Source organism: Ruegeria sp. L12 (assembly GCF_056531745.1).
This window is the reverse complement of the sequence record NZ_JBQFMH010000005.1, coordinates 1-12,310: the sequence shown is the minus strand read 5'-3', so window position 1 is coordinate 12,310 and position 12,310 is coordinate 1. Positions and strand designations below refer to the sequence as shown.

The 12,310-nt window shown below is 52.4% G+C and carries 8 protein-coding genes; 3 read left to right on the top strand and 5 right to left on the bottom strand.

Annotated features, from left to right (window positions below; translation table 11 throughout):
* Positions 1-44: 44 nt before the first annotated feature.
* From wrbA to ACR0K9_RS09730, 4 genes are all read right to left on the bottom strand, one after another.
* Positions 45-668 (bottom strand): NAD(P)H:quinone oxidoreductase, encoded by a 624-nt coding sequence (wrbA, locus tag ACR0K9_RS09745; protein WP_170716086.1) that lies wholly within the window; start codon positions 666-668, stop codon positions 45-47.
* A gap of 106 nt (positions 669-774) precedes the next feature.
* On the bottom strand, positions 775-1,662 hold the full coding sequence (locus ACR0K9_RS09740; RefSeq protein WP_480822696.1) for a LysR family transcriptional regulator: 888 nt from the start codon (positions 1,660-1,662) through the stop codon (positions 775-777).
* A gap of 1,334 nt (positions 1,663-2,996) precedes the next feature.
* Entirely contained in the window at positions 2,997-3,398 is a 402-nt protein-coding gene (locus tag ACR0K9_RS09735; protein WP_480822694.1) for a helix-turn-helix domain-containing protein, read from the bottom strand.
* Positions 3,399-3,537: 139 nt separating this feature from the next.
* A complete protein-coding gene (locus tag ACR0K9_RS09730) occupies positions 3,538-3,993 on the bottom strand; it encodes an Lrp/AsnC family transcriptional regulator (protein ID WP_480822692.1) in 456 nt (151 codons plus the stop codon).
* Between the two features lie 115 nt (positions 3,994-4,108).
* Here ACR0K9_RS09730 and ACR0K9_RS09725 point away from each other — a divergent pair, with 115 nt between their 5' ends.
* From ACR0K9_RS09725 to ACR0K9_RS09715, 3 genes are read left to right on the top strand one after another with little or no spacing between them, the layout of a single operon-like run.
* A complete protein-coding gene (locus ACR0K9_RS09725) occupies positions 4,109-5,308 on the top strand; it encodes a methionine gamma-lyase (RefSeq protein WP_480822690.1) in 1,200 nt (399 codons plus the stop codon).
* Between the two features lie 14 nt (positions 5,309-5,322).
* Entirely contained in the window at positions 5,323-7,695 is a 2,373-nt protein-coding gene (locus ACR0K9_RS09720; RefSeq protein WP_480822688.1) for a 1-deoxy-D-xylulose-5-phosphate synthase N-terminal domain-containing protein, read from the top strand.
* Positions 7,696-7,754: 59 nt separating this feature from the next.
* A complete protein-coding gene (locus ACR0K9_RS09715) occupies positions 7,755-8,099 on the top strand; it encodes an ATP-binding domain-containing protein (protein ID WP_480822686.1) in 345 nt (114 codons plus the stop codon).
* Between the two features lie 914 nt (positions 8,100-9,013).
* Here the strand turns inward: ACR0K9_RS09715 and ACR0K9_RS09710 are convergent.
* Positions 9,014-11,677, bottom strand: coding sequence for a calcium-binding protein (locus ACR0K9_RS09710; RefSeq protein ID WP_480822684.1), 2,664 nt, complete (start codon positions 11,675-11,677; stop codon positions 9,014-9,016).
* Positions 11,678-12,310: the final 633 nt, after the last annotated feature.

Genomic DNA, 12,310 nt, shown 5'->3' with positions numbered 1-12,310 from the left:
CTAAGGCGTTTGAGAATTTGAGTGAGACGTCAGATGCGCGCGGGTTACGCTGCTTCCGCTTGGAGGTTTGATCCAACGAGGCACGCTGCAATCCTTGCAACATGAGCGCCCTGGAACCGCGCTCCGGCAAGGTCAATTTCGGTAGGTGTGCGGGAACCATCAGCACCGGCGATCGTTCCGGCACCATATGGTGCGCCGCCAATGATATCTTCTGATGTAGTCTGGCCAGCAAATGTGTAGGGCATTCCGGCAATCAGCATCCCAAAGTGTTGAAGAGGGACTTGCGTTGTCAGAAGGGTGGCCTCGTGCCCGCCATGTTGCGAACCTGTTGATGCAAAGACCGCTCCGACCTTGCCAACCAGTGCATTCCTGGCCCAAAGCCCTCCCGCCTGGTCAAGGAAGGACTTCATTTGGCCAGCCATCATGCCAAATCGGGTCGGTGTTCCAATGATGATTGCATCATAGTTTTCCAGATCTGTCGGCAAGGCGGCAGGTGTATCATCTACGACATAGCCAGCCTGCTGACGGACCTCCGCAGGGACGGTTTCGGGCACACGTCGAACGTCAACTTCAGTGCCGGGAACACTTCTGGCGCCTTCAGCTTCGGCATCGGCCAATGTGCGGACGTGGCCATAGCTTGAATAGTAGAGAACGAGAATACGTGACATAGGGTACCTCTCAGGGCTGCAACTTGTTCCCTGAGAGAATGGAGTTTGTTGCGCCGCCAATTAAGGCGCGCTCTTTGACATCACTCTTTACCCGTATTGAATAATGTCAGGATCTGAGAGCCAGGCGCAGATGATCAAGAAAGGCTGTGACCTTTGCGTCCATTCCCAAGCGAGATGCTGTAACGGCGAATACTTCTGGCGCAGGTAGTTCGTGGTCAGGAAGAACTCGCACCAAGGCCCCACTGGCTTCGGGAGCATCAGAGACGAACTCGGGCAGTGTTCCAATGCCTTGCCCCGCTATCAGCAGATCCCGCAAAACGAGGCTGTTGCCGACGCGCACGCGCGGATCAAGCTCTAATGTTGTGACACCTTCGGCGGCCGAGAGCTTCCAGCTCGTCAAATGATCAGCAAGCAAAAAGCCAATGATCGCGTGGTTTTTCAGATCCGCCGGCTGGGTCGGTGTCCCGCATCGCTCCAAATAGTCAGGAGACGCAAAAATCCGCTGTCGCATCACGCCGATCCGTCGCGCAACAAGGGCCGAGTCCGGCATGGCAGCGCGGATACGTATCGATAGATCGAACCCGCCCTCGACCATATCGATCACCTTGTCGTCCATCGAAAGAGTAAATCGCAGATCTGGATAAGTTTCCAAGAACTCTGGAAGCATCGGTGCGATAACGGTTTGGCCGAAGGAACTTGACGCATTCACCCGAAGGTGCCCACGCATCGCTTTAGCACCTTCCCTGATGGTCTGTTCCGTTTTTTCGACCGCGTCGAGAATTCCAATTGCATCTTGGTAATAGAGATTGCCGGTGTCAGTCAGTGACATCGATCGGGTCGTTCTGGTAAGGAGGACGGTTCCCAGACTTTCTTCCAGAAGCTTGATTTCTCTGCTGAGAAGCGCAGGAGAAACACTAAGGTCTTCCGCCGCACGGGCAAAGCTACCGCGTTCAACGATACGGCGAAAAGCTTGCATGACTGACAGTTTGTCCAACTCCAGGCCCCCGAGCAGTTTTTTGAGCCGCCCAGTTGGGCGTAACGAACTGCAAGTTATACGACTGCGTCGCTGGTGCGAAGGGGCGACGCGTCTGTGGTGCTGGCGTTGATCTCCGGGCGGTTGTCAGAAAACAATCACCGGTCTATTTTCGTCGAGGCCAGGAGTTAGTGGCAATGGCAAAATCTAAGAATCCGCATACACCGAAAAACGTTCCAAGCCGGTCGAACAATGAAAAGTCGGATCGCCCTGTCGAGAGCAGGCCCATACCAGTTAGCGACGCTGTTAGTGAGCCAACTCGACAGGAAAGACTCACGGCGATTGCAAAAGATGCGGAACGACGCCTCAAGGGTTCAATGAAGCTGCTCTCTTGAAGTCGCAATAGGATCTTCCAAACGAATAACAGCACATACAATCGAAGCACTGCCTTCTTTACGCTGCACCGCAAGTTACCGGCTCTCCAATGAGTGCATTGAAGCAACGGAGCATATAAGAGTCTCGTAAACACAAGCGCAAATTGGGTGCCGCCGCTGAGCACTCCCTCCTACGATTACCCCTCTACACACGCGCACCTCTTCTCTCTAGGCACACATGCACCTCTTACACGCATTCTCTCTATCGGTCGCTCTCTTGGGTGCTCTTACGTGTGTCCGTTCTCTTAGGGTGTTTCTCTCTAGGTGCATCTATTTCCGTAGTATGAGCAATCGTCGGTATTTCGTCTCCGGAGTAGCTCAATAGCTTTGCTGGCCTAGACCTGTGTGTTTGCTCTCTATGAGGTTTTAGCTCAGGCGCTCTCTACGCTGGCCTGAGTTACATCCGTTCTCTTACGTGCGTCAGGTGTTAGCTGGCCTGTGTTTCGCTCTCTGGTGAGCTTATTTGGCCTGAGTTCGTTTGTGTCGTTTTCAGAGAACCATGTTTTATTGGGTTTCTCTGGTTCAAAGGTTTACATTTTGGTCTGAAAAACTGGTTTTGAGCCGAAATCTGTCAACTTAATGTAAACTTAGTGTAAACCTTTTGGCCTGATTTGAGGTGTTTTTAATGTTGAAAGGTTTACATTCCGTCGATCCCGGGAAGGCGAATGTAAACCTTTGTCAACCTTGTGCAACCTCAGTTCAATCAGCGAGGGACCCGGCGAGGCAGGGTTCACCAGCCATTCCTCGCCGCAATCTCGAAAACCCATTCCATTTTTCTTTGTGAGGTCGACAAAGGCGCCTCAATAGCTGCACTCTCCGTAAGGTAGGCTCAGGATCACTTCCGTTGCTCACGTCACGGAGGAAGCGCAACCAGGCGAGTTCATTCAAAGTCAGGTCGTCCTTCCGATCATACATTGGCATCTATCTACCGAAGATGGCCTTGATCGCCTTCTCTGACCGACTGGTCAGCCGGGGATCAGTGTTGTTAGAGGCCTTGCGAATTGCTTTTAGCCAGACAAGTTCATTCGACGTGACAGTTTCTCCGAACACCTCGACAACTGCCTCGGCTGCGGTCAGGCCGATCGACTGCTCAATTGCGAGGCGCATAAGGTAGGCAGCGTCGCATTCTAAAGCTTTCGCCAAAGCCGGGACGCGATCCAATGCCACCTTGGAACCACCCTGCTTGATCATCGTGATCATGTTCGGGTTGACGTATCCCACCTGCGCCGCGATCTCGGCTTGGCTCTTGGTAGGTTTCAGTTCGAGCACCCTCCGTTCGACATACTTCGCCATCCGGGTGTCGCCATACGGTTTATTTGTCATCGCTATCCTCTCAGAAGTGATGCAGCAAACGCTGCATGTCTTTGATATAGCGACGGTGAGAATGGGAATTGCGGAGGGAAAAAATCAATCAACTAAATTGTTTAGCCGATTGGCAACAACTCATTCAAACTGGGTCCATCTATTCGGGCGGAAAAATTGCGGTCTTTTTTACCGTTCCATAGACAAAGCTGGTATCGATCGAGGCTATCCCACCGATAGGATGAATTCGGTGACGAATAAATTCCTCGTAGGCCTCGAGATCCGATACCAAAACCCGCAATTGGTAGTCCATTGCCCCGGTCAGCACGTGGCATTCAAGAACTTCATCGATCATCCGAACGCGTTTCTCGAAGTTCTGAACGTCCGTTTCGTTGTGTCGCTCCAACCTGATACGCACGAAGACGGTAATGGCGATCCCATATGCGGCTGCGTCAACGTCGGCGCTGTATCCCTTTATCACTCCGTTGGCTTCAAGGTTTTTGACCCGGCGCAAACACGGTGAGGGAGACAAGTTCACCTCGTCAGCAAGATCCTGGTTCGTCATGCGCCCGTCCCGCTGCAACGCTCGAATGATTTGCCTGTCCTTAGCGTCCACTCTACCCTCATTCTTAGCAGAATCTGCTAACATTCATTCTCATGTTGGCATACTTAGCAATCATTAACTCGAAACTAAGGCGCAAACTAGCTTCAACATGATTCAGGAGCTTGTAATGACCCGTTCAACCGGATTTGCCACCCGCGCCATTCACCATGCTTATAACCCTCTGAAAAATGACGGTGCTCTGACACCACCGCTACATTTGACGTCCACGTTTACCTTTGAAACCGCAGAGGCTGGCGGAGAGATGTTCGCTGGAGAGCGTGAAGGTCATATCTACAGCCGTATTTCAAACCCCACATGCGACCTTCTTGAACAACGTATTGCCGTGCTTGAAGGAGCCGAGGCCGGGCTAGCTCTCTCAAGCGGCATGGGGGCGATTACGGCAGTGCTTTGGACCCTGCTGTCGCCAGGTGACGAAGTCATCGTGGACAAAACGCTCTATGGCTGCACCTTCGCTTTCATGCGTCACGGTTTGGCAAAATGGGGAGTCACGATCACGCATGTAGACATGACAGACCCTGAGAACCTGAAAGCTGCCGTTTCTGACAAAACCCGCGTTGTCTATTTCGAAACTCCGGCTAATCCGAATATGCGCTTGGTGGACATCGCCGCGAGCGCCGAAATTGCGCATTCGGTTGGTGCAACGGTCGTCGTCGATAATACCTACGCTAGCCCGTATTTAACCCGCCCGATCGAGCACGGGGCAGATATCGTTCTGCACTCTGCCACCAAATACCTCGGTGGGCATGGCGATGTGGTTGCCGGCTTGGTTGTCGGGTCCGCCGAACAGATTGCTGAGATCCGCCTTGTTGGGATGAAGGACATGACCGGCGCGGTAATGGCCCCTTTCAACGCGATGCTGATCCTGCGTGGTCTGAAGACACTGAACCTGCGTTTGGATCGCCACTGTGCGTCCGCCAAGGTCGTCGCGGACTTCCTCGAAGCGCACCCCGCCGTCGGTGAGGTTTATTTCCCCGGTCTTGAGAGCTTCGCACAGCACGATGTAGCGCAGCGACAGATGTCCCAACCGGGCGCTATGATAGCGTTCGAGATCAAATCTGGTCTGTCCGGAGGAATTGAATTCATGAACCGCCTGAATATGATCCAGCGTGCGGTGTCGTTGGGCGACGCGGAAACACTGATCCAACACCCAGCCTCCATGACTCATTCGACGTATACCCCGGAAGAGCGGGCTGAGCATGGGATAAGCGATGGCCTGATCCGTCTGTCTGTCGGGCTAGAGGATGTCGAAGATATCCTTGCAGACCTGGAACAAGCTTTGCCCTACCCTGCTCGCAGCGCCGCCTAAACCAGGAGACCAACATGCACATAGATCCCACCCAACTGAAGATCGTCGAACAGCGCCTGTTGTGGTTGTCTCATTGGATGATCCACCATGCCAACCATGTCCGACCAAAGGTGGATGGGATCAAAATCGGTGGCCATCAGGCTTCGTCTGCTTCGATGGTATCTATCATGACCGCGCTCTACTTCTCGGCCCTACGCCCTGAGGACCGGGTCGCAGTCAAACCCCATGCGTCGCCGGTATTTCACGCGATTCAGTATCTCATGGGCAATCAGACCCGTGAGAAGATGGAGAATTTCCGCGGATTTGGGGGTGTGCAAAGTTATCCCAGCCGGACAAAGGACATAGATGATGTTGATTTCTCGACCGGGTCTGTAGGTTTAGGTGTCGCGATCACCTCGTTTGCCTCGATCATTCAAGACTACATCAAGGCCAAAAGCTGGGGTTCAGACGCCCCGATGGGGCGTATGGTGGCACTTGTTGGCGATGCTGAACTGGACGAAGGCAACGTCTATGAGGCGTTGCAGGAAGGCTGGAAAAACGACCTGCGAAACACGTGGTGGATCATCGATTATAACCGACAGTCGCTGGACGGTATCGTCCGGGAAGGTCTGTTTGAACGGATCGAGAAAATCTTCGATGCTTTCAGCTGGGATGTCGTTCGCGTGAAATATGGCGTCTTGCAACGTGCTGCCTTCGACGAGCCCGGCGGAGACCGCCTGCGTGATTGGATCGACGCTTGCCCCAACCAGGAATACTCAGCTTTGACTTTCATGGGTGGTGCGAATTGGCGACAGCGTCTGATGGACGATCTCGGGGATCAAGGGGATGTGACCGCTCTGATCGAACGGCGCACGGATGCAGAGCTCGCGGCCCTTATGGAAAACCTGGGCGGCAACTGCGTCGAGACCATGGCCCAAACATTTGCCGAAATCGATCATGATCGCCCAACATGTTTCCTGGCCTACACAGTCAAAGGATGGGGCACCCCCATTGCAGGCCACAAGGACAACCACGGCGGGCTGATGAACAATAGCCAGTTCGCCGCGTGGCAATCGCATATGGGTGTGCCAGAAGGCAAAGAATGGGAGCCGCTTGTGACGGTGCAAGACCCAGACGCGCTCGAGGATTTTCTGGCCTGCGCCCCGTTCTTTGTCAAAGGTCCGCGCCGCTATTTTGATGACAAGCTGGATGTGCCGACCATCGAGATCGACACCAGTCGCGAAATCTCGACACAGATGGCGTTTGGCAAGATCCTAGACGATCTATCAAAAGGCGACAGCCCAATGGCTGAACGCATAGTGACAACCTCTCCGGATGTGACAGGCACGACAAGCCTTGGTCCTTGGGTGAACCGGCGCAAACTATTCGCCCGATCCGAGCAAGCCGACGCCTTCATAGAACACCGGATCCCTTCGACGGCGAAATGGGAATTTACGCCGGAGGGACAGCATATCGAGCTTGGTATCGCCGAAATGAACCTCATGTTGCTTCTAGGAGCGGCGGGTCTGTCGCATTCCCTGTTCGGTAAGAGGCTGATCCCAATTGGCACCGTCTATGATCCATTTGTCAGCCGCGGCCTCGATGCGTTAAATTACGCCTGTTATCAGGACGCGCGTTTCATGCTGGTTGGCACACCTTCGGGTGTCACACTCGCGCCAGAAGGTGGAGCACACCAATCCGTTGGAACACCGCTCATCGGGATGAGCCAAGACGGGTTGGCCGCTTTTGAACCCGCCTTTGCTGATGAACTGGCGGTAATCATGGAATGGGCCTTCGACTACCTGCAGCGCGATGGCGAAGGGCAGCCCGACGAGCGCACATGGCTGCGCGATGAAACCGGAGGGTCTGTCTACCTGCGCCTGACGACCAACCCGATTGAACAGCCCGGCAAACGTTTCGATGACGAGTTCCGCCAAGGTGCCATTGATGGGGCCTATTGGTTACGAAAACCGGGGCCCAATTGCGAAGTTGTAATTGCCTATCAAGGAGCAGTCGCGCCGGAGGCAATCAAGGCTGCCGGTATGATTGGTGAAGGCCGTCGCGACATAGGTGTATTGGCCGTGACATCAGCAGATCGCCTAGATGCCGGATGGACCGCCGCTCAACGAGCGCGTTCTCGTGGCAATCGAGCGGCACGCTCTCACATCGAAACCCTGATGTCCGACCTTCCGCCACACTGCAAGCTTGTTACCGTTATCGATGGTCATCCTGCAACTCTATCCTGGCTCGGGGCAGTGCTTGGACATCAGACAATTCCAATGGGCGTCGAGCATTTTGGTCAGACCGGAACAATCGGCGATCTCTATCGCCATCACTGCATTGACGCAGACGCTATCCTGGAGAAAGTGAATGGCCTGACCCATGGCAGAACTCTTCACCGTGCATAAGTGGGTTGGATCTGGGCAATAATGCAGAGAACAAACTAGCACTGAATATAAGGTTCTGGATGACCTACAAAAAAACAAGAGCTTACCAAGATACGACAGGGGCCGGGTTTGCTCGCAATGAAACCGCAACGTTATCGCAGCGCAATCTGCTACTGAAGCGCAATAGTTGGCATTCAAGGCCCTTATTTTATTTACTTTCACCCCGGGAGCTCGCCTTCGGGAGGCAGGGGTCGGAGGTTCGAATCCTCTCACTCCGACCAATAAAACAAGGCGCCCAGGGCAGCCAGTGGAACCACGTGATTGTAGAGGATGAAAGTCACATCTTCGACAAATATGCGAGGAATTGGCTCTATACCGCTGTTACACGGGCTTCTGAATGCGCGACTCTGGTTACTCGTCTCTAGAAGCACTTCCACATTGAAGGCAAACATTGGGCAGGCACTTTCTGCCCAATGAAGATGTTCCCTGACGCTATATCCATGGGAGCATTGAACCTCAAAGTCTTGCGGGAGCCAGAATGCATCCCTTTCGCTTACAAGGGCTATTTCTAGGACTTCGCTTATACCAGAGGGCGGAAACCGGCCCTTCTCTGCAGGCGCAAGAAAATCATGTCGAAGCGGCGGAAGCCGCCGTTCAGACTGGGCTATGAAGCCATATTCTGGACCGGTCCTTCGCTGCGCTGGTACCCAACTGGGGAGATGCGGGACAAAGCCCCAATTCGCTGCGGAGCAACATCCGGGCTGTAGAACGCCAAAAAAAGCCCAGAAACCAGACTTTGCAAAGTTTAGTTGAGCATGGACTACACCATTACGTCCGATCAGTTCTAATATGCACTAAGTCCTTCTAACGAATTGTACCGCTAGAACAAATTCGTGGCGTCAAGACTAACCAATAGGATGAACGACCGCCACGACCTTCTAAACCGGTCTAGCGGAAATCGCAATTGACAACAGAAGCATCTCAAGAATCTATAGGCCCAGAGCCGGGGTCGATGCCCAAGATGCGAAAACGACCGACGCTGGCCTCATCAGGACGCCTGCGTTTCCCGCTGAAGTTACCAACACGGTAGCTATTCCAGGCGGCGTTAAGCGATAGCGTCCGGCACCACATTCACAACCTTGAGCCCAATCAAGACAAACTCAAGCGAGGCTAACGTCGGCATTGCTGACAGCAGCCCCCCAAGACCCATATAATCGCGATTGATCCGCAACCAGCAGTACGATACCGCTTCCTAATCGCTCTACAATTCGGTCATCAGTCGGTTGTGCCAGAGCCACTGCGATTTAAGACCGAATGTCTCACGAGGGTGGCCTGCAACTTACAGTAAATCGTTAGGGTCAGTGATGCCACTGACAAACAGTAGTGTTACGCTGTCACCAGAGGAAAACTCGACGGTTGTGTCTAGTTCCCCGTCGCCGTTGATGTCCGCCTCAGAGAGATTCTCGATGGTTAAGCCGCCGCTCAGTATCAGGGAGTCGGACAAAAGTTCAAAATCGCTGATAGTGTCATTGCCATCCCCAGGATTGAATTGAAACTCGTCGGCGTCAATACCACCGGCCATTTCATCATCGCCCGCTCCGCCAATTAAGACGTCAGTTCCCGCACCTCCTGCCAAACTGTCCTGTTCAGATCCACCATCTAAGATATCGTTTCCGAGACCACCAAATAGAAAGTCATCTCCTCCACGTCCAAGCAGCTCGTCATCGCCAGCAAATCCACTGAACACGTTAGCCCCTGAATCTCCTGCAACAAAATCTGACGCGCCACGGAACAAGTCTACAGACTCTATGCTACGAGCTATGCTTGTTTCTCCTGCACCGTTGGTGAACCAGAAGAACCCAGTTAAGTCAGATTGCAATCTAGCTGCGGTGTCGGGGTGAAGGGCGGCAAATCCTCCGAAAGTATCATCAACAAACTGCGTAACTTCTTCAGGTGTTAGCGCGTTTTCCATATCGATACTAACCGAGAGTGGGCCGGTAACATCGAGAGTGTCAAAGCCATCTCCACCATCAATCAAATCCGATGTGCCGAACACTGGATCACCCGGTGAAATGTCAGGGTTTCCGTCCGCAAACACCTGATCTCCTGCTCCCCCAAGAAATATGTCACTGTTTTGAGAGCCGGCGACATTCTCTATACTTATTAGGGTGTCTCGGTCACCTTGAGTGTCAACAACAACATCAGCGTTCCCAGCTTCGGTTGTCGAAAAAATTACTTCGAAACCGCGAGAGTTTTGATCCAACAATCCGTAGGAAACACCGTCGAAGCCAGCGCCTCCCGTGACCACATCGTTTCCACCAAATGGCTCATATATCGCTCCACCGGTTTCGGAAGAATTGAATTCATCATCGCCAATAGTGCCAAAAATAAACTCTGTATTTGTGATGGTGTCCAAATAGTCGACGCCCCCGAAACGGTGTGCCACCGTGCCATTAACGCCATCAACGAGATTTACAATTATCGGGGATTCGGAATTGGTATAGTCTACCGTGTCAAAACCCTCACCGGCGTCGATGTTGTCATTTCCAGCATCCGCAAGAATGTAGTCGCCGCCATCATCGCCCAGTATAGTATCGTTACCGCCAAAACTGAAAAAGGAGTCTGGGCCGGTAGTACCAATTAGGGTCTCATCATCCTCAGTGCCTTCAATTGGTCCTGCCGGTGGCAATTGATAATCAAACAGTGAGACATCTGCGAAAACAACGAGTGAAATATTTGAAAACGTATCAACACCGTCGCGCCCTGCCACGGAGTCAGTGATCCTGTAAGTGCTTCCTGCAACATTCTCAATCAAGTATTCAGTGCTGTTTCCCGATAGAATTATTGTATCGTTACCAAGACCGCCAATGATTGTGTCGTTTCCTTCACCTCCAACCAACGTATCATCTCCTGACCCGCCGTTCAGTGTGTCATTGCCGGTACCACCTCTCACGAAATCGTTGCCGCCAAGCGCGTTGACTTCATCGTTGCCAGCTCCGCTTTCGATCAAATTGTCTGAATCGGAACCTGTGATAAAGTCATCACCGTTTCCAGAGATCACGTTTTCTATCCCGATAAGCGCATCCAGATCGACATCTTCCCCTTCGGCAAATCCTGTCGGTGTATTTGAAGCCAAGGAAGGCGCTGGTGCAGGTGGGTTCGAAAGCAACTCGCCGATCGTGGCGAATGTTACTGAAAAGGCCGATGTTTGCGCGCTGCGATCTATCTCTCGTAGATCAACTACAACCCTATTTTCGGCAGATGTATATGTAATGGTGTCGTTGCCAGCGCCGCCGATATAAATATCATCTCCCGCTCCTTGACCCGCGACGATGGTATCATCCCCGCTACCGGCGTCTACATAGTCATTGCCGTCATCTGGGTAAATGAAGTCGCTACCGCTGCCGCTCAGTATCACATCGTTCCCGATGTTTCCCGTTATGTTGTCGCTGCCAGACCCAGTTGTGACGACGCTACCGACCTGACTTGTGATCTCTATTGTTTCGTTGGATGTAGAATCCGAAAGATCAACTACTTCCTGCAGGGGGTTAATCGGTTCTCCATCGACAATTAGCTCTACTAATTCAAACTTAGAAACTGACAGCTTTAGCGTCTCAAAATTGAATTTTTTCTTTCCGCTCGCAGTTTTTAGAAATTCGAAATAGGCTAAGATTTCGGTTTGAATCTCTGAACTAGCCCACTCCTCAGATGTTAACTCTAATCTCAGGGTGTCTTGACCTTTTCCTCCATCATAACGGTCCCAACCGTGTCCATTTGCAGCATTTTCGGCGAGATTGAATATTGCGATATCATCTCCACGACCGGCGAGAACGATATCTGCTCCGGAACCACCCTTGACAGTGTCGTTGCCCCGCCCTGCGACGATGATGTCTTTACCTGCCTTTGCGTCGACTTCGTCGTCACCAGCTCCTGCAAATATTAGATCAAATTTGTTTGTCCCAAAAATGCTGTCGTTTCCACCGCGCCTAAAGATCAAAGCCATCCCTGTTAGTCCCCTCTAAAAAAGTAACTTGAAACATTAAAACCTAAGCGACCAAAAGCGTCACAGGCTTGACCCGTTTAACATAAATTCTCGGATTTATGGGAAATTTTTAATCAATGGCGGAGCCAAAATGTGAAAACTCTTCCAGGAAAACTATATGGTCAAACCATTTTAGGTCCCGCCACCAGTTAGGTAGGCTCATTTACGAGTGCTTCCAGAAGTGGCCCGACTCTAAAGGTCCGCATGGGGTCGCTGTTTTACCGAATGCAACAGCAGCGCGCCTTTAATCCTGCGTGGTAGGTTTGGGCTCAAAACCGCCATTCGAGATATCGTCTTGGGCCGTGGTTTCTCCCTACCCGGGATATACCCGGCACCGAGTATACCCCGGGTAGGGGAAAATCCTTTTGCATACGCCTGCGGGCAAGACGGTTTCACTTGGCTGGCATTGCTGATAGCACTGACGGTGAAGCTGCGTTGGTCTTTATGTTAGAGCAATTCGGAATTGGAGGAGTGTAAGATTCGCTCCGCAAACGCTGCTGTTGTTTGCTCTTTGGCGTAGCGCTGGTGTAGCACTGGGCGCGGAAGCTCAGAACGCAAGAAGCGCCCCTTGGGGCGGTAAGTATTTGATATCCG

What these genes read in the sequence shown, in the direction of transcription:
- wrbA (WP_170716086.1), bottom strand. Translation starts at nt 668, where the DNA reads ATGTCACGTATTCTCGTTCTCTACTATTCAAGCTATGGCCACGTCCGC.
- ACR0K9_RS09710 (WP_480822684.1), bottom strand. Translation starts at nt 11,677, where the DNA reads ATGGCTTTGATCTTTAGGCGCGGTGGAAACGACAGCATTTTTGGGACA.
- ACR0K9_RS09725 (WP_480822690.1), top strand. Translation starts at nt 4,109, where the DNA reads ATGACCCGTTCAACCGGATTTGCCACCCGCGCCATTCACCATGCTTAT.
- ACR0K9_RS09720 (WP_480822688.1), top strand. Translation starts at nt 5,323, where the DNA reads ATGCACATAGATCCCACCCAACTGAAGATCGTCGAACAGCGCCTGTTG.
- ACR0K9_RS09715 (WP_480822686.1), top strand. Translation starts at nt 7,755, where the DNA reads ATGACCTACAAAAAAACAAGAGCTTACCAAGATACGACAGGGGCCGGG.
- ACR0K9_RS09735 (WP_480822694.1), bottom strand. Translation starts at nt 3,398, where the DNA reads ATGACAAATAAACCGTATGGCGACACCCGGATGGCGAAGTATGTCGAA.